This is a genomic window from Pseudomonas abietaniphila, assembly GCF_900100795.1.
GTDB lineage: Bacteria > Pseudomonadota > Gammaproteobacteria > Pseudomonadales > Pseudomonadaceae > Aquipseudomonas > Aquipseudomonas abietaniphila.
Genome location: NZ_FNCO01000005.1, coordinates 84,375 through 101,986 on the forward strand (window position 1 = coordinate 84,375; position 17,612 = coordinate 101,986).

Sequence of the window (17,612 nt, forward strand, 5' to 3'; positions counted from 1 at the left end):
AAAGCCTTACTCTGGAGCAGATCATGAGAGTTACGCAGTACAAGGCGTTGGGCCTGTCATTTGCCACCCTGGTTGATCGTGAACGGGGCATTCTCGAAGGCCTGCGACCGCTGGCAGTGCAAAGTGAATCCGTGACCAGCGACGCGCAATTGCTGAACGCATATCGACAGGTGGCAGAGGAGCTTGGCGCACGGGCGATGCCGGTGAGCGCGACGGCTTTTCACGGTCAGCTTTACCAACGGGTGGCGCAACAATTGCAAATCATCCCGGGCTGGGATGAAAGTGTGGCGTTCAGTAGCTCTTCCTCCCAGTGGCCGATTTTCGAGGATGCTCCAGGTGCCCTTCAGTACCTGAGCAAGTTCTACCGTTTGATACTGATCGCCCCACCTCACGGGATTGATGTGACAGCCCTCAGCCGTCGTCTGCCGGTCGAATTCGATGCAATCATCGAACCCTGCGACGACGACTGGCACCGCAGCCTTGAAAGCGAGCTGCACCGCCTGGGCCTGGAGCGTTCAGCGTTGTTACCGGTGCGCAGTACGGAAGCCGACGACCCGTGGACCGATCGGGTGGACTTTCCGGTGTGCACGCTACGCCGCGGCCATAACCTGCCGTGGAACCATTCGCCTCAGGCAATGGATGGCAAGCGCTGTGAATACGCCAGCCTCGCTGACCTTGCACATGCCCATCAAATGGCATTGCACGCCTGAGACCGACGGCCCGGATTTGACATTGCGAGGACTGATCAATGGACGCTGCAACCAAGCTCGATCGTATCGATATCAACATTCTGGTGCAGTTGCAGAAAGACGGGCGCATGACCAACGTCAGCCTCGCCGAGGCCGTCGGCCTGTCGCCCAGTCCCTGCCTGCAGCGCGTCAAACGTCTCGAATCTGCGGGCTATATCAGTGGCTACGAAGCCCACGTCAATCTGGCCAAGTTTGCCAACTCCGTGACGGTTTTCACTGAAATGACCCTGTCAGATCACAAGCGCGCCGACTTCGTGAAGTTCGAGTCGAGCATCCGTAACATCGATGAGGTGCTGGAGTGCCATCTGATCAGCGGCGGTTATGACTACCTGGTGCGATTCCTGTGCAGCAGCATTCAGCATTATCAGGAGCTGATGGAGTCGATCCTGGACAAGAACATCGGCATCGAAAAATACTTCAGCTACATCGTGATCAAGTCGCCCGTGGTCAAGAGCACCGTGCCGTTGAGGAGTCTGGTCAGGGCGGTTTGAAGGCTGATGCAAGCGCAGGGTCAGGTACTGCCGAGCCGCCTGACTTTGCTGCCGCTTCGCGCCAGATCGTCCGAGTGCGGCCCAGAGCAAGCTTGCTCCCACGGCCTACGGCCAGAATCAACCGTAGGCGGCATACCGTCAGATCGCAATCCGGCGTCTCTGGCGACCCCGCTTCTGCCCGCAGAGCGTAGGAGCGTGGCTTGTCCCGCTTCTTCCCGCAGGGCGTAAGAGCGTGGCTTGTCCCGCTTCTGCCCGCAGGGCGTAGGAGCGTGGCTTGTCCCGCGATCTGCCGGGAACCGGCAGCAAAACCGGTGCATGCGGAGTGCCTGATACAACCGGGTCGCCTGACTTTGCTGCCGCTCCGCGGCAGATCGCGGGACTAGCCACGCTCCTACGGTCTGCGGCCAGAATCAAAAGCCGCGAGCTGTCTTGAATACCGATACCGTCCGAAACGGAGATAATGTCAGGCCAGGCACACGCACCTGCAATCACCCAAGAATGCAAAACACCTTGCGCACGGTGTCTTCGCTGGTCCAGGCGTTGGTAGCGCCCTTGGGCACCACCACGGTTTCTCCCGCACGTACCACGTGAGTCTTGCCTTGCCCGGCGGCGAGTGTCACCGCGCCTTCCAGGATGAACATCAATTCGGAGTAAGCCGGTTCAACCTGCTTGCGTGCGTAGGGCTCGCATTGCCACAGGCCGATACGCAGGTTGGCAACGCTGAACAGCGTTTCACTCCAGGCGTTTGGCGTCGGGGTCAGCAGCACGCTGGCGGCCGGTGGACTGGCTTCGCTGAGCGGTTGGGACAGGTCAAGCCTGATCGGCACCTTGGGCATGTCCGAGCACGCTTCGAGTCCCGGAAAGGCCATGAACAGTCGACGTAACTGCCCCCGATGATGCCAGCGAACGTCAATGCCACGCGGCACCACGAAGCAATCGCCGGCGTTGAGTTGCAGGTCGAAACCATCGCCCTGCAACCGCAGCTCGCCCGCTTCGACAACCCCCAGCTCGACCCATGGAAACCGCTCGATCAACAGGTTGGCGCCCACGCTGACACTGCTGCCCGCGGCATACCCTTGTAACGGATCGTGGAAGTGGATCACCCGCCCCGCCGCCAGTGGGTCGCCTGGCAATGCAAACGCCGCGCAGGGCAGCTGCCGGTCAGAATGAGGATGGGAGTAATGCAAAATCGGTGGCATACGCTTAACGCTCGCTCATCGTCCGATGACATCAAGAAATTGCTGCCAACCCGCCGCCAGGCGAACACCTGGTGCGCGGAAAGCATGCAGGGGAATCGGGTTGAAGTGATCGCCTGCCAGCAGACCGAGTTCGACCTTCTCGCCCGCCGTCATGGCAGAGAGTTGTTTGCCCATCCAGGTCGACATCGCCACCCCGCCGCCGTTGTAACCGATGGCGTAGAAACTGCGATCGTCCAGCTGCCCCGCGTGGGGCAGGTAATCCAGGGTCATGGCGACCAGACCTGACCAGCGATAGGCGATTCTCTGGTCACGCAGGACGGGAAAGACCACCCCCATGCTGCGTTGCAGATCATCGAAGGCACTCTGTGAATCGTCTTTGCCAAACGCACCTCGCCCCCCGAAAATCAAACGGTCCCCGATCACCCTGAACCAGCGCAGCATGCGCTTGGTGTCTCCGCACACCTGGCCGCCCGGCATGATCGTGGCGAGGACAGACGCAGGCAGGGCTTCGGTGGCGATGATCGCGCTGCGGAACGGAATCAGGCGACGGTGCAAGGTGTCGGTTACACGGGTCTGATCCGAGTAACCGTTGGTGGCATAGATCACGTGCCTGGCGCTGATACGTCCCTGTGGCGTCTGCACGATGACGCGATCCCCTTCACGACGGACCTGCTGCGCCGGGCTGTTGATAAACAGTTTCACGCCCCGGTCAACCAGATGCTGTGCGATCCCGCGGGCGTAGTTCAGGGGATGGATACCGCCCGCTCGAGGCGTCAGCAGGCCACCGGCAAAGATCGCGGCGCCGGTCATCTCGCGGACCTGGTCGGCGGAAATCATCACCGATGACTCCCCGCCGGTTTCGCGCTTGATCCACTGAGCGGTCGACTCCAGGCCGCCGAGCGCATGGACATTGTGCGCCGCAGCGATATGCCCTCCCATCTGCAGGTTCGCCCCGGTCAGTCTCAGGGTTTCCACCGTTTCGACCAGACTGTCCACCGCCGCGTAGCCGGTGCGGTACATCTGTAAGGCGGTGTCGCGGCCAAAGCGCGACATGAGGGTGGAAAACCCGACACGAAACTTCGGTGAGACCACACCGCCGTTTCGCCCGCTTGCACCCCACGCCAGGGTGTTGGCTTCGACAATCAACGGCTCGCGACCGCTTTCAGCAATATGACGCGCCGCCGAGAGGCCGGTGTAACCAGCGCCGATGATCACCACGTCGCACTGACGTTCGCCTTCCAGCGATTGCAGCGCAGGTGCAGGTTGGGCGGTGGCCGCCCATAAGCTCTGAACAGTCATGCCAGCGTCTCGGCTAAAGGAGGACTGGCGCCCATGGCCAGGGGTGAGCAGGCCCAGAGCGCCGAGGGGTTCAACCCAGTTCTTTCTCGACCGCGTCGGCCAATTGCGCCAGCGACGTGAAGTGGTAATGCGGTTCGGTGCGCTCGGACTCCAGCGTGCCGCCTGTCCCCTTCTGAGCGAAACGGCGCTCGATCCAGCAGGTCTGGTAACCGAGACGCATGGCGACGCCGATGTCGTGGTATTGACTCTGAGCAACGTGCAGGATGTTTTCGAAGAGGATGCCCTGGGTCGCCAGAATGCCACGGGCGTAGGCAAAGAACTGCGGATCGGGCTTCTCGAAACGCACGTCATCAACGGTCACGCGCACGTCGAACGGTTGATCCAGGGTTTCTGCCATGTGATCCAGCGCCCAGATCTGCGAGTTGGTGGTCGCCACCAGCTTGAAGTGTTTGCGCAGGCGTTTGAGCGCTTCGACCGAGTCAGGAAATGCCGGGAAGTTTTTCACCGACTGGGCCAGGCCCTTGGCGTAGTCATCGTTGTCTGGCAGGCCGAGCTTGGAAGCGATCACGTGGTAGCAACGCTCCAGGTCATCGGGCCACCAGCCGGAGTCGGTCGAGGCACGCGCCTCACGGTAGGCTTTGAGAATGTCGTCATCGCTGCAGGCTTTGCCCGCGTCACCCGCGACTTCACGCACGTGGGCGAGGATGCCGGCCTCGAAATCGATCAGGGTACCGACGACGTCGAACGTCAGGGCTTTGAACTGCTTGAAAGACATAGGGCGCTCCGCAAGAAAAGTCGTGTGGGTGAAACTGACTGGACGGACTCATTATCTGCCCGCTCTCTCGCGCAATATTCTGTTTTGCCCTGCCCTGGAGGCATAACCTACTGTTTTTCTACCTGGGGTGCGGCACCTGTGCTCAACGGTGCGATTCCAGGATCGATGCCAACCCCAGATGAGGGTAAAGCGCGTCGATTTCGAGCATGTCTGCGCGCATTTCTTCGATGATCCAGTCGCGCACATTTTCCACAATCGGCCGCACCGGACGGTTGGCCGGCACCACCAGACAGCATCGGCGGGAGGTGACCCGACACGCATCGACTGCGGGCACCAGTTCGCCTTTGCACAGTGAGTTCGAGATCACGTTCAGCCACCCCAGCGCCATGCCCTGGCCAAGCAGTGCAGCCTGAACCACCACCGCGTAATCGGAAAACACCAAGGTGTTGACCGTGCGTCCCGCCGTTTCAAAAGCGGACGCCCACTCGCGTTCCTGGTTGTCCATGCTGATCAGGGTCGGGGTCCGTTTCTTACCCTTTCCCTGCAACACATCGGCCAGGTATTGAGGGTTGCAAACGGGCAATGTTATTTCAGGAATGACCAGGCTTTCCGTGGGTTTCAGGCTGCCCACATCGAGATAACGCATGCCCAGATCAACGTCCACCAACGGGCCGCCGATCCGGCCAGACATCAACTGGTAACGCATGTCGACGGTAGGGAATCGCTGACTGAACCGGCTCATGCGCGGCATCAGCCAGTGGGTGGTGAACGCGGTTGAAACCGACAGCGTGACGGTCTCGATGCCCGTCGCTCTCGCTTCGATTTCACTGATCGCCGACTCGATGGTGCTGAACCCTTCCTGCACCCGACGGTACAAAATGCTGCCGCTCTCGGTCAGTCGCGCGCCGCCGCGAACGCGCTCGAAAAGCTGTACGCCGAGGTGTTCTTCGAGTCGCGACAACATGCGACTGACCGCTGGCTGGCTGACGCACAGTTCATCCGCCGCCCGGGTGAAGCTGCCACAACGGGCGGCGGCTTCAAAGACGAACAAGGAGCTGGAACTGGGGAGCTTTCGACGAAGAGTAGACATGACCTGAGCTTATGCCTCCCACAACTATTAGTAAATTGTCCGGTGAAAAAAACCGGGGCTATTCTTGCGAGCGACCGCCCGCAGCTTTCGCCCATCGGCCAGCCGTTGTGCGTCCTCTTCCTCATTCCCCCCACGAGACTGCTCAGATGATCCGAAACGCCCTGAAGTTTTATATCGATGGCCGCTGGGTAGACCCCTGCAGCGATACCCGCCTGCCGGTAGTCAACCCTGCCACCGAGCAGACGTTCGGCGAAATCGCGATGGGCAATCTGGAAGACGTGGAAGCCGCAGTGACCGCGGCTCGTCGCGCGTTCCCATCTTTCGCAGAGACATCACCGGCTCAGCGCACACAGCTGCTGCAACGTATTCTTGCCGCATTCATGGACCGCTACGATGAGATCGCCGACGCCATCCTTCAAGAGGTGGGTGCGCCAAAGGCGCTTTCCCACGATTGGCAGGCAGGCATCGGCAGGCGGCATCTGGAACAACTGCTGCGAACCCTGGAGACCTTCGAATTCGAGAAAACCCGGGGCACAACCCTGGTGCGTCAGGAGCCGGTGGGTGTCGTCGCGTTGATCACACCCTGGAACTGGCCGATCAATCAGATCGTCTGCAAAGTCGCGCCTGCGCTGGCAGCCGGATGCACCATGGTGCTCAAGCCCAGCGAGATCGCACCGATCAATGCCTTGTTGTTTGCCGAAGTCATGCACGACGCTGGCGTGCCGGCCGGGGTGTTCAACCTGATCAACGGTGACGGCCCCCTGGTCGGCGCTGCCCTGTCGGCTCATCCTCAGGTGGACATGGTGTCGTTCACAGGTTCCACTCGGGCAGGTATCGAGATTGCAAGGTTGGCCGCGCCGACGGTCAAGCGCGTGCATCAGGAACTGGGCGGCAAGTCCGCAAACATCCTCCTCGACGACGTTGACCTGGAGTCAGCGGTGACATCCGGCGTGGACAGCTGCTTTGGCAACAGCGGCCAGTCCTGTAATGCCCCCACGCGCATGCTGGTGCCGGCAGCCTTGCATGATCAAGCCGTTGAAATCGCTCGCCTCGCGGCATTGGCCCATACCCTCGGCGCGCCGGAAGAGGCGTCCACCCGCATGGGCCCGGTCATCAGCGAACGGCAGTTCAACGCCATTCAAAAAATGATCGGCATCGGCATCGAAGAAGGCGCGCAACTGGTCTGCGGCGGCCTCGGTCGGCCGGCGCATTTGCCAAAAGGGTATTACGTCCAGCCGACGATCTTTGCCAACGTCACTCAGGAAATGACGATCTCGCGGGAAGAAATTTTCGGCCCGGTGCTGGTGATTCAGCCTTACGACGACCCGGCCCATGCGGTGAGCATGGCCAACGACAGCGTCTTCGGCCTGGCCGCCTACGTACAGTCGGCAGACCTGGACCGAGCCCGAAAAGTGGCGCTGCAAATGCGCGTGGGCAGCGTGTACATCAACTACCCGGACTGGGATGCCGGTGCGCCGTTTGGCGGGTACAAGCAATCGGGCAACGGCCGCGAATATGCCGAGTGGGGCCTGGAGGCGTTTCTGGAAACCAAGGGTGTCGTGGGATGGGGCGCTTGAGAAACGCCGACTGAGTCACTCTGGGCATGCACCGGCATGACCGGTGCGTGCCTCCTGCGGCCTTCGGCCAGGATCAAATGCAAGGCGGCGTGACGCGCCATCCGGCCTCTACCGATTCGGCAGAATCAACCGCCTCACCCTTGATCAGGTCCGCAATCCGCTCGGCGATCATGATGGTCGGGACGTTGGTATTGGCGCACGGGATAGAGGGCATCAGCGATGCGTCGCACACGCGCAAATGCTCAACGCCGATGACCCGACCGTCCCCCGTGGTCACGGCCAATGGGTCATCGGCGCGGCCCATGCGGCAGGTGCCCGAAGGATGCCAGGTACCACTGACATTGCGTTGCACGAACTCGGTCAGCGCCGTGTCGTCGTCCAGGAGCTTTTTGACGGTCAACCCTTGCGTCACCAGACGATGAACCAGCCATCCCCGCAACGGCCCGGCAATGTCCAGCAACAGGCTCAACACCCCACGCTGCACGCCGTTGAACACGCCAGGCATGGCGACCTTGGCCACCCGCGGCGAATAGCTGGAAGGAAACACCACACTCCGTTCCCCTGCCAACGCGTCTGCCGACAACGTCTGAGCGCCGAATCGCAGCGCTTGTTTCAGGCGCTCGAGATCGCGTTCATCGGACAGCATGTTGAAGCTCACCTGAGGCTCATCACGGGGGTTGGCAGACGCCAGACGGAGGCGACCTCTGGAATACGATTTGTTGACCCAGAAAAAGATCGTTCCCAAGCGATACCCGACCGAATGCCAGCCCGAACGGGACAGAATCGCGCCATGCATGTCGCAGAGCGCCGTGCCGGGCAGTCCCGATGAAAAGCGCACGACAGCCTGCTCGTGATGCTCCTCGGGAAACGCTGTCCGCCCCCTTCGTGTCAGCAACGCAGACACCGCAATCGACGGATGCTCCATCAGGTTGGCGCCTACACCCGGCCGATCAACGACCGGCGTGATCCCCAGCGAAACCAGATCATCCGCCGGGCCGATTCCACTGCGCATCAACACCGCCGGGCTGTGAATGGCCCCGGCAGACACAATCACATCCCCGGCCATCAGCGACTCGACGTCGCCCCCTTCACGCCAGACCCGGGCGCCAATCGCCACGCCGTTATGGATCAACACGCGATCAACCAGGCAGTTGGTCAGGATCTTCAAATTACTGCGTCGTCGCACCTCATCGGTGAGGTAACCCACCGAGGTGGGGATACGCTCGCCTTGCTCACTGACACCAATCGCGCCGACGAACACGCCTTCTTCCCAAGGCCCGTTCTGATCGGGCTTGTGCGACAGCCCCCTTGCCCCCAAGACCTTCATGACGCTTTTGACAAAAGGCGACAGTCGCGCGGCAGGCGTGCGCCGAATCCTCATCGGACCGTCGTGGCCATGCAACACAGCGTCCTGCGGGCCACTGAAGTCCGTGTCGGTTTCCAGCTTGCGAAAGTACGGCAGACAGGTATCCCACCGCCACCCCTCAGCGCCCAACGCCTGCCACTCGTCATAGTCGGCAGGCGCACCACGGTTGGTCATCAGCGCATTGATCGCCGACCCTCCCCCGAGGATACGAGCCTGCTCATAACGCCGTTGTGTAATGGCGCGATGGCCCATCAGCGCGGTGAGCCGCTGCCAGATATTGCTGACGTCCAGATACGCACGGCCGGGGTAGCGGCTGCGAATCGCGGAGGGCATGGTCTGCGCAGAAATATCGCGGCCGGCCTCGATCAGGTACACCTGCTTGTCGGGGTCCTCCGAGAGCCGGGCGGCAAGCACGCAGCCTGCCGATCCGCCTCCCAGGATCAGGTAGTCGATCATGTCGGCGTCCTGGCGTTACTGAACGAATTTTAGCCAGCGATCCTTGGCTGCAATGCCTGCCGCCGAGGCCCACCATTCCTCTGACATCAATGCCTGCTTGGCGGCGTTATCCGGCGAGCTTGGTAACTCTTTGGCGCGCTCGGCGGTAATTTTCCCCGTGCCAAACGCCGCTGGATTGCCCGGACCGTAATCGATGTACAGCGGCAGATTGGCCTGCAACTCAGGCGAAACCGCTTCGTTGACAAACTTCACGGCCGCCGCGTAGTTGGGTGCGTTCTTCAGGATGCACAACTGAGTGTTCTGCAGCAGGCCGTCGTTGTAGGTGAAGGCGACGTCCGGGTTGCTCTTTTGCACGGCGCTCGCGCGACCGTTCCAGATCATCAACATGTCCACCTCGCCGTCGGCAAGCAATTGCGCGGACTGACCACCCGAGGTCCACCACACCGCGATATTGGGCTTGATCTGCTCCAGGCGTTTGTAGGCCCGATCGACATCCAGTGGGTACAGCTTGTCGCGAGGTACACCGTCCGACAGCAAGGCGGCTTCCAGCGTGCTCATCGGATCGTTGCGCAAGGCACGGGTGCCGGGGAAGTTCTTCACGTCCCAGAACTCAGCCCAGGTCTGCGGAATTTTTTTCAGGGACTTTTTGTTGTACCCGATCACTGACGAATAGAACTCATACGCGACCGAATAAGGTGTGCGGTAGGCCGCAGGCATGCTCTGCACGTTGGGCATCTTGCTCAGGTCGAGCGCCTCGATCAGCCCTTCGTTACCGCCGCGCACACAGTTGGAAGGCGGTGTATCGATCACGTCCCAGACGGGCTTCTTCGCTTCGCCCTGAGCCTTGACCATAGGCCAGGCATCCGGGGCGCTGTCCTGCTTGATGGTCATTTTCAGGTTCTTTGCAGCGGGGTCCAGAATGGCTTTGGTCTGGGCCTCCTGGTAGCTGCCCCCTTGGGAGACGAAGGTGATTTCATCGGCCATGGCCGGCGTAGCGCACGCCACGGCCAGACTCAACAGGGATATGACGGAACCGACAGCTGCAGCGACAGACAAGGTTTTCATGGCAAATCATCCTGGACGTAGATTAATTCGGCAGCGTTAAAAACCTCGACTGAACACCCTGCACCGCAGTGCTTTGCTCAGGTTTGATTTTGTTATTCGACCGAGCGGGACATTTCGACGTTACAAGAGCATGACATCCGGGGGCAATGCACCAATAGTCAGGCCAACCATAACCTGGAGTCATACCAGGTCGCGTCGCTCCGGGTGATGGCTTGTCACTCATTGAATGGCCGCGAACGGCAAGCGTCTGGCCAGCTCCTGCGCCAGGTATCGGGCAAACACCGAGATCCTCTGCGGTATGTGTCGACGGTGCTGGTACACCGCAAAAATATCGGCCGAGGGCGCTCGATGATCGGTCAATACCGCCTGCAGACGGCCGTGTTCAAGATACGCCTGCACGTTCCAGCGCGAACGCAGGATCAAACCATGCCCATCCAACGCAAGGCTCAGAGCGACTTCACCATCATTACTCGACAGCGTCCCACTGACTTTGTGGGCGTAATCCTGACCGTCCTTGCTGAACCGCCAGATGGCATAGTCACTGCCAAACTGCCGCAGAACGATGCAATTGTGCGCCGCCAGATCGGCAACACGCGTCAACGCAGGCATAGCTTCAAGGTATTGCGGAGACGCGCAGAGGATGCGTGGATTTTCCAGCAGGCGGACACCGATCAACCGGGAGTCAGGCGGCTCTCCCATGCACACCCCGAGGTCGAACTGGTCATCCAGCACGCTCAACGGCTGGCTCGTGAGCTCGAGGGAAATCTCAAGCTCAGGGTGCAGGCGGGCGAAGCTGGACACCACCGGCGCCAGATGTTGCCGCCCGAAGCCCAGCGTGCCGTTGATCCGTAATCGGCCCTTCAGCGTGGGTTGACGGCTGTCGAGCGCACTTTCGAGCTCCTCCAGCTGGCGCAGGATCGGACGCCCGCCTTCCAGGTACAACGTCCCTTCCGGGGTCAGCGACAGGCGGCGCGTTGTTCTCTGGAGCAACTGCACGCCGAGACGCGCCTCCAGTTGGCTCAGCCGCTTGCTGACCGCAGGCAAAGACAGACCCAAGTGACGCGCGACCTCCGTCAGGCTGCCCCGCGTTGCCACCTGCTGAAAGAAACTCAGGTCATCGATCATGCTCACGGATTCTTTCCTTGAAACTAATAATGGCTTTCGACCAAGACTAATTATTAATCCAGCAACACTCCATACACTGCGTAGCGTTCCTCAACAATCCCTGGAGTCGAATCCCATGAGCAAAGCCCGGTACAAAATTGCAGTGATCCCCGGCGACGGCATCGGCAAGGAAGTCATGCCCGAGGGCGTTCGCGTGCTGGACGCGGTGGCGGCCAGACACAACCTGGACCTGCAATGGGACTGGTTCGACTTCGCCAGCGCCGATTACTACCTCGCCCACGGCAAGATGATGCCCGACGACTGGTTCGACCTTCTCAAGGGGTACGACGCCATCTACTTCGGCGCCGTCGGCTGGCCTGACGTGGTGCCTGACCATATTTCCCTGTGGGACTCGTTGCTCCAGTTCCGCCGCGAATTCGATCAGTACGTCAACCTGCGCCCCTGCCGCCTGATGCCAGGCGTCAAGGCGCCGCTCGCCAATCGCAAGCCCGGCGACATTGACTTCTGGGTGGTGCGCGAAAACACCGAAGGCGAATACTCCAGCGTTGGCGGCAAGATGTTCCCCGGCACCGATCGCGAGATCGTGTTGCAGGAAACGGTCATGACCCGCGTTGGCGTCGACCGCATTCTGAAGTTCGCTTATGACCTGGCGCAGAGCCGGCCGAAGAAGCACCTGACGTCAGCGACGAAGTCCAACGGCATCGCGATCACCATGCCGTACTGGGATGAACGCGTTGCCGAGATGGGCAAAAAATACCCGCAGGTGAACGTCGACAAGTACCACATCGATATCCTCACCGCGAACTTCGTCCTGCACCCTGACTGGTTCGACGTGGTGGTGGCGAGCAACCTGTTCGGCGACATCCTGTCTGACCTGGGCCCGGCCTGCACCGGCACGATCGGCATCGCGCCGTCTGCCAACATCAACCCGGAGCGCAACTTCCCGAGCCTGTTCGAGCCCGTGCACGGTTCGGCGCCCGACATCGCCGGCAAAGGCATCGCCAACCCGATCGGACAGATCTGGTGCGGGGCGATGATGCTTGAACACCTGGGCCATCCGGAAGCAGGGGCAGCCGTGCTGACCGCCATCGAAACCGTGCTGGCGATGGGGCCAGCGGACGCCCCGCTGACGGCTGACATCGGCGGCACCGGGAACACCGAAGCGCTGGGCAAAGCCATCGCCGCTGCTGTCTGATCCCGCCAATAGCGCGCAATCTCCCGTTCTTTCGCCCGGATTCGGGAGATTGTTGCGCCGGGCTCTGCCATCGTATGAACACCTTCCCTGCGAGTGCGAGTCCCCCATGGCCCTGCTGTTCAAAGTTGACGATTCACGCGGCAGTGTCTGGAAATCACTGTTCGAACAGCATGCACCGGACATCGACGTGCGACTTTGGCCGGACATAGGGGATCCCTCGCAAGTGCGTTACTTCGCCGCCTGGCAGCCACCACACGATTTGCACACCCGCTTTCCCAATCTCGACGTGATTTTCGCCACCTCGGCCGGGGTCGATCAATTCGACCTCGGCGAACTGCCAGGGTATATCCAGGTGGTCCGGATGCTTGATCCCGGCATCGCCCAAGGCATCATCGAGTACGCCTGTTTTGCCGTGCTGAGCCTGCATCGGCAGGTTCCTCTCTATCTGCGCCAGCAACGGGCCAGGGTCTGGCAAGACCATGAACTGACGCCTGCCAGACGGCGTCGTGTCGGCGTCATGGGCCTGGGCAATCTCGGGGTGGCGGTCACGCAAGCCTTGCGACCGTTCGGCTTTGAACTGCGGGGTTGGGCAAGGTCACACAAACACATCGACGGTGTGCAATGCTTCGCCGGCGATGTGCAACTGAAGCCCTTTCTCGCCCAGTGCGACATTCTGATCTGCCTGCTCCCTCTGACGGACGACACCCGCGGCGTGTTGAACGCACAGACCTTCGCCGCGATGCCCAAAGGCGCGCAGTTGATCAACTTGGGACGGGGTGGGCATCTGATCGAGCGCGACCTGCTGGATGCACTGGACAGTGGGCAACTGAGCGATGCCGTCGTCGACGTGCTTGAGGACGAACCGCCTTCGCCCGATCATCCGTTCTGGAGCCATCCCAACCTCTGGCTCACACCCCACATCGGTGCAAACACCTCTCCCGATACCGCATTCGAGGTGTTGCTCGGCAACCTTCGTCGCCATCAGCGAGGGGAAGCGATGCATGGCGTGATCGCCCGGCATCAAGGCTACTGAACGCCCGACCGACCCGCTTTCGCGTATCGGGCCGGCCGATGACCGTCCTTAATAGACGTCTCGCAGATAACGCCTTTCCCCCGCCAGATCCCGCAGATGCTCGGCGGCGCGCTCTGCGCTCATCCCGCCCTGGGCAACGATGACCTCGCGCAGTGCCTGATCGACGTCCTTGGCCATGTGCGTCGCATCCCCGCAGACGTAAATGCGCGCGCCGTCCTGCAACCACCGCCACAGTTCAGCGCCCTGTTCGCGGATGCGATGCTGGACGTAGACCTTCTCGGCCTGATCGCGGGAAAACGCCAGGCTCAGGCGCGTGAGCAACCCGTCTTTGTGCAGGCTTTCGAGTTCATCGCGGTAGTAGAAATCCGTGGCCGCATGCTGCTCACCAAAGAACAGCCAGTTTCGCCCGCGATCAGCGCGCATTTGCCGTTCCTGCAGAAACGCCCTGAACGGCGCCACGCCAGTGCCGGGACCGATCATGATCATCGGCACGTCACCCTCGACCGGTACGCGAAAGTGCTGGGTCGGTTGCAGGAAAATCGGCACCTGGCCATCACCCGCACGGTCGGCGAGAAAGGTCGAGGACACGCCCTTGCGCTTGCCGTACCGCACGGCAGAGACCGTCAGATGAACCTCATCGGGATGCGCCTTTGCACTGGACGCGATGGAGTACAACCGCGGCTGAAGCGGCTTGAGGTGGTCCAGCAACTCCTGCGCTGAACAGCTCAGCGGAAACTCCCGAAGCACATCCGCCAGCTGTCGCCCCCATAACCAGTCCTTCAACTCGCTGTTGAACGGCTCGGTCAGCAACGTTTTAAGCTCGCTGCTGCCGCTGCGCTCGGCAATGAAACCCAGCGCTTCTGCCGTGGGTCTTGCGATTTCGAATTGCGAGGTCAGTGCCTGTGACAACGGCATCTCACCCGCCTTGCCGACACTCACAGGCTGGTCGCCCTGCAGGCCCGTCAACGTCAGCACTTCATCGATCAACGCCGGACAATTGCGCGGCCACACGCCCAGCGCATCGCCTGCCTCATAGGCCAGACCCGAGTCGCCCAGCGTCAACGCAAACTGGCGTGTGTCCTTGCTCGCGCCCTCGCCGTTCAGACGGCGATTGATCGACAGCCTGGCGTGATGCGGGTGCGCACGGGACGGTTGGTTGCTCGACGTTTCCGGGGCCATTTCGATGGGGGGAATATCCAGCACCTGTCGCAGCGCCTTGAACCAGCCGTCGGCGTGGTCCTGAAAGTCGCCGTCGCAATCGACCCGGGGCATCAACGGCGACGCCCCCAATGTCAGTAAGCGCTGATCCAGATTTTTGCCGTGCTGGCAGAAGCGGTCGTAACTCGGATCCCCCAGAGCGAGCACCGCGTAACGCAGCGACTCCAGCCGCTCCTGGCGTTCGCTCAGCGACTGCCAGAACCCCTGACCGTTGTCGGGCGAATCGCCGTCACCGAAGGTGCTGCTGATCAACGCGACATGGCTGACATCGCTCAGACGTGCCACCGGAAATCGGTCCATCGCAGCGACCTGCACGGGGATGCCAGCTGAGCGCAGGTGCGTGCCGAAGCGTTTGGCGAGCGCCTCTGCGTTGCCGGTTTGCGAGGCCCAGAGCAAGGTGAGCAGCGGCTCACCTTCGGAGACTTCCAGCGTGTGCGCATCGGGCTGTGGCACATCAAGAAAACGATGACCGATCAGCTCGACCTTGCGCAGCGCAACCGCGCAGAACTTGAATTCGGGCTGCTTCGACACCGGGTCGACGGCGTCACTGGTCACGGCGTTGATCGCCAAGTGTTCGCCGTAGGCATCGTTCCAGTGAAACGGCGCAAAACAGTTGCCCGGTCTCACCCGGTCGGTCACCACAGCGGGCAGGACCGCATGACCGCGCACCGAACGGACTTCCACGGCGTCCTTGTCGCGAATGCCCAGCGCCGTCGCATCGGTCGGGTGGATTTCGATGAAGGGACCGGGATTGAGCGCGTTCAGGGTCGGGATTTTTCCGGTCTTGGTCAGCGTGTGCCACTGGTGTTGCAGTCGACCGGTATTGAGCACCATCGGGAACGTGTCGTTTGGCATCTCGGCCGGCGGCATGTGCGGACGCGGCAGAAAAACCGCCTTGCCGTGTTCGGTCGCGAAAAGCAGGGCCGGACCTTCCGACGGCTCCCCACTTTTATCGAGGTAGCGAATCGGGTGACGCGTGCCGGTGTCGTCAGGCGCGCACGGCCATTGCAGCGACTGGTCACGCAGACGCGCATAGCTGGCACCGCGAATGTCGTAACCGGTTTTCGGGTTCCAGGCCTGTTTGATTTCTTCGAACACGGCCTCGGCCGATCCGTAGCTGAAGCCTTCGGCAAAGCCCATTTCGCAGGCGACCCGGGCAATGATCTGCCAATCGGGTAACGCCTCACCAGGCGCATCGACGGCTTTTTGCGTCAGGGTCAGGTTTCGCTCGGAGTTGATCATCACCCCTTCCGCTTCTGCCCAAAGCGCACCGGGCAAGAGAATGTCGGCGTAGCGATTGGTTTCGGTGTCGAGAAACGCGTCCTGAGTGATCACCAGCTCGGCATTTTGCAGGGCCTGGATCACCGTCGAGCGGTTGGCGACGCTTGCCACCGGGTTGGTGCAGATGATCCAGCAGGCCTTGATATGACCGTCACGCATCTGCTCGAACAGGTCGACGGTGCCGCCGCCGAGTGTCTGACCCAGACTGCCGCGGGGAATCGACCAGAGGTCTTCTATAAAGCGACGGTCGTCCTCGACCAACACCGATCGCTGGCCGGGAAGGCCAGGGCCCATATAGCCCATTTCCCGGCCGCCCATGGCGTTGGGTTGCCCGGTCAGTGAAAACGGCCCGCTGCCCGGGCGGCAAATCGCGCCTGTGGCCAGGTGCAAGTTGCACAATGCGTTGGTGTTCCAGGTGCCGTGGGTGCTCTGGTTCAGCCCCATGGTCCAGCAACTCATCCACTGCGGCGCCTGGCCAATCATCCGGGCAGCCTGACGAATATCTGCCTCAGCCAGACCGGTGATCTGCGCGACGTAAGCGGGCGTGTAATCGGCCAGAAATTCAGGCATCGCCTCCCAGCCTTGCGTAAAGGCGTCGATGAAGTCGGTGTCGACATCGCCGTTTTCCAGCAGCAGATGCAGCAGGCCGTTGAGCAACGCCAGATCGGTGCCGGGTTTGATGGGCAGGAACAGGCTGGCCTTGTCCGCGGTGGCGCTGCGCCGAGGGTCGACAACGATCAGCTTCGCGCCCGCCTTGACCCGATCCATCATGCGCAGGAACAGGATCGGATGACAGTCGGCCATGTTGGCGCCGATCACAAAGAACAGGTCGGCCTTGTCGAAATCGTCATAGGAACCCGGCGGGCCGTCCGAACCCAGCGACAATTTATAGCCGCTGCCCGCGCTCGCCATGCACAGCCGGGAGTTGGATTCGATGTTGTTCGTGCGCACGAACCCTTTAGCGAGTTTGTTGGCCAGGTACTGCGCTTCCAGGGACATCTGGCCCGAGACGTAAAACGCCAGTGCATCGGGCCCGTCACGATCAAGAATGCCGCGCAGGCGGCGGGCCGTTTCCGAGATCGCCGCGTCGATATCAGTGCGCACCGGGTCCTGACTGCGCTGATGCCGCAGGTAGGCGGACGTCATGCGGCCAGCGTCGGCGATCGCCTGGCCACAGGTGGTGCCTTTGGTACACAGACGCCCGGCATTGGTTGGATGCGCCTTGTCGCCGCTGACCTTGATCACACGGTTATTGTCGACCTGCATGACGATGCCACAACCGACACCGCAATAAGGACACACGCTTCGTACGCTGTTGCTCGCCATAACCCGTTTCCCGAACCCAAAAAAAAGACGCCCTGTTCTCCTCCGTCGAAAAACGGGGAGCACACGGCGCCTTTGTCGTGAAGAGGGCAATCGGCGTTGACTGCCTATAGAAGGATGATTGCAAAGGACAGGCCAGCCTGATGGGGATGCCTGTAGGCGACGCGACTGGCTGGCGGTGGCGCGTTCATACCCGCTGCGGCTGAAGCGCAAAGCGGCCACGGACGCTCGCATTTGAGCCTCGCAATGGGGCAAAGCGGACGAAATCGCACCGTTTGCGTGCCATGCGCTATCCCTTGTAGGAGCGTGGCTTGTCCCGCGATCGGCGGGGAACCCGTCGTAAAACCTGTGGATGCGGTCAGCCCGATGC

13 protein-coding genes are annotated in these 17,612 nt (G+C 61.4%); 5 read left to right on the top strand and 8 right to left on the bottom strand.

Annotation, left to right across the window (positions count from 1 at the left end):
- Positions 1–23: 23 nt before the first annotated feature.
- Positions 24–710, top strand: coding sequence for an HAD family hydrolase (locus BLS87_RS11380; protein WP_074752863.1), 687 nt, complete (start codon positions 24–26; stop codon positions 708–710).
- A 38-nt stretch (positions 711–748) separates the two neighbouring features.
- The gene (locus BLS87_RS11385) at positions 749–1,240 is read left to right on the top strand and encodes an Lrp/AsnC family transcriptional regulator (protein WP_074752595.1); all 492 of its coding nucleotides are present in this window, start codon (positions 749–751) and stop codon (positions 1,238–1,240) included.
- A gap of 488 nt (positions 1,241–1,728) precedes the next feature.
- Here the strand turns inward: BLS87_RS11385 and BLS87_RS11390 are convergent, their stop codons facing one another.
- The 4 genes from BLS87_RS11390 to BLS87_RS11405 all read right to left on the bottom strand — a co-directional run bounded on the left by BLS87_RS11390 (position 1,729) and on the right by BLS87_RS11405 (position 5,603).
- Positions 1,729–2,439: a cupin domain-containing protein gene (locus tag BLS87_RS11390; protein WP_074752596.1), complete on the bottom strand. Its 711-nt coding sequence runs from the start codon at positions 2,437–2,439 to the stop codon at positions 1,729–1,731.
- 15 nt (positions 2,440–2,454) lie between these two features.
- Complete coding sequence (locus tag BLS87_RS11395) at positions 2,455–3,738, bottom strand: NAD(P)/FAD-dependent oxidoreductase (protein WP_074752597.1); 1,284 nt, start codon at positions 3,736–3,738, stop codon at positions 2,455–2,457.
- Positions 3,739–3,808: 70 nt separating this feature from the next.
- Complete coding sequence (locus tag BLS87_RS11400) at positions 3,809–4,513, bottom strand: HAD-IA family hydrolase (protein ID WP_074752598.1); 705 nt, start codon at positions 4,511–4,513, stop codon at positions 3,809–3,811.
- Positions 4,514–4,655: 142 nt separating this feature from the next.
- Positions 4,656–5,603, bottom strand: coding sequence for a LysR family transcriptional regulator (locus BLS87_RS11405; RefSeq protein WP_074752599.1), 948 nt, complete (start codon positions 5,601–5,603; stop codon positions 4,656–4,658).
- Between the two features lie 149 nt (positions 5,604–5,752).
- Here BLS87_RS11405 and BLS87_RS11410 point away from each other — a divergent pair, with 149 nt between their 5' ends.
- Positions 5,753–7,180, top strand: coding sequence for an aldehyde dehydrogenase family protein (locus BLS87_RS11410; RefSeq protein ID WP_074752864.1), 1,428 nt, complete (start codon positions 5,753–5,755; stop codon positions 7,178–7,180).
- A gap of 73 nt (positions 7,181–7,253) precedes the next feature.
- On the opposite strand, the gene BLS87_RS11415 is transcribed toward BLS87_RS11410, so the two are convergent.
- The 3 genes from BLS87_RS11415 to BLS87_RS11425 form a co-directional block, all read right to left on the bottom strand.
- Entirely contained in the window at positions 7,254–9,002 is a 1,749-nt protein-coding gene (locus BLS87_RS11415) for a GMC family oxidoreductase (RefSeq protein ID WP_074752600.1), read from the bottom strand.
- 15 nt (positions 9,003–9,017) lie between these two features.
- Positions 9,018–10,067 (bottom strand): ABC transporter substrate-binding protein, encoded by a 1,050-nt coding sequence (locus BLS87_RS11420; RefSeq protein WP_074752601.1) that lies wholly within the window; start codon positions 10,065–10,067, stop codon positions 9,018–9,020.
- A 219-nt stretch (positions 10,068–10,286) separates the two neighbouring features.
- Positions 10,287–11,198: a LysR substrate-binding domain-containing protein gene (locus BLS87_RS11425; protein ID WP_074752602.1), complete on the bottom strand. Its 912-nt coding sequence runs from the start codon at positions 11,196–11,198 to the stop codon at positions 10,287–10,289.
- Positions 11,199–11,307: 109 nt separating this feature from the next.
- Between BLS87_RS11425 and BLS87_RS11430 the strand changes: the two genes are divergently transcribed.
- The gene (locus BLS87_RS11430; protein ID WP_074752603.1) at positions 11,308–12,387 is read left to right on the top strand and encodes a tartrate dehydrogenase; all 1,080 of its coding nucleotides are present in this window, start codon (positions 11,308–11,310) and stop codon (positions 12,385–12,387) included.
- Between the two features lie 106 nt (positions 12,388–12,493).
- Positions 12,494–13,420, top strand: coding sequence for a 2-hydroxyacid dehydrogenase (locus tag BLS87_RS11435; protein ID WP_074752604.1), 927 nt, complete (start codon positions 12,494–12,496; stop codon positions 13,418–13,420).
- Between the two features lie 48 nt (positions 13,421–13,468).
- Here BLS87_RS11435 and BLS87_RS11440 read toward each other — a convergent pair whose 3' ends face one another.
- On the bottom strand, positions 13,469–17,245 hold the full coding sequence (locus BLS87_RS11440; RefSeq protein WP_074752605.1) for a bifunctional nitrate reductase/sulfite reductase flavoprotein subunit alpha: 3,777 nt from the start codon (positions 17,243–17,245) through the stop codon (positions 13,469–13,471).
- Positions 17,246–17,612 lie beyond the last annotated feature (367 nt).

What these genes read in the sequence shown, in the direction of transcription:
- BLS87_RS11380 (WP_074752863.1), top strand. Translation starts at nt 24, where the DNA reads ATGAGAGTTACGCAGTACAAGGCGTTGGGCCTGTCATTTGCCACCCTG.
- BLS87_RS11385 (WP_074752595.1), top strand. Translation starts at nt 749, where the DNA reads ATGGACGCTGCAACCAAGCTCGATCGTATCGATATCAACATTCTGGTG.
- BLS87_RS11435 (WP_074752604.1), top strand. Translation starts at nt 12,494, where the DNA reads ATGGCCCTGCTGTTCAAAGTTGACGATTCACGCGGCAGTGTCTGGAAA.
- BLS87_RS11420 (WP_074752601.1), bottom strand. Translation starts at nt 10,067, where the DNA reads ATGAAAACCTTGTCTGTCGCTGCAGCTGTCGGTTCCGTCATATCCCTG.
- BLS87_RS11415 (WP_074752600.1), bottom strand. Translation starts at nt 9,002, where the DNA reads ATGATCGACTACCTGATCCTGGGAGGCGGATCGGCAGGCTGCGTGCTT.
- BLS87_RS11405 (WP_074752599.1), bottom strand. Translation starts at nt 5,603, where the DNA reads ATGTCTACTCTTCGTCGAAAGCTCCCCAGTTCCAGCTCCTTGTTCGTC.
- BLS87_RS11430 (WP_074752603.1), top strand. Translation starts at nt 11,308, where the DNA reads ATGAGCAAAGCCCGGTACAAAATTGCAGTGATCCCCGGCGACGGCATC.
- BLS87_RS11395 (WP_074752597.1), bottom strand. Translation starts at nt 3,738, where the DNA reads ATGACTGTTCAGAGCTTATGGGCGGCCACCGCCCAACCTGCACCTGCG.
- BLS87_RS11440 (WP_074752605.1), bottom strand. Translation starts at nt 17,245, where the DNA reads ATGGCGAGCAACAGCGTACGAAGCGTGTGTCCTTATTGCGGTGTCGGT.
- BLS87_RS11400 (WP_074752598.1), bottom strand. Translation starts at nt 4,513, where the DNA reads ATGTCTTTCAAGCAGTTCAAAGCCCTGACGTTCGACGTCGTCGGTACC.
- BLS87_RS11390 (WP_074752596.1), bottom strand. Translation starts at nt 2,439, where the DNA reads ATGCCACCGATTTTGCATTACTCCCATCCTCATTCTGACCGGCAGCTG.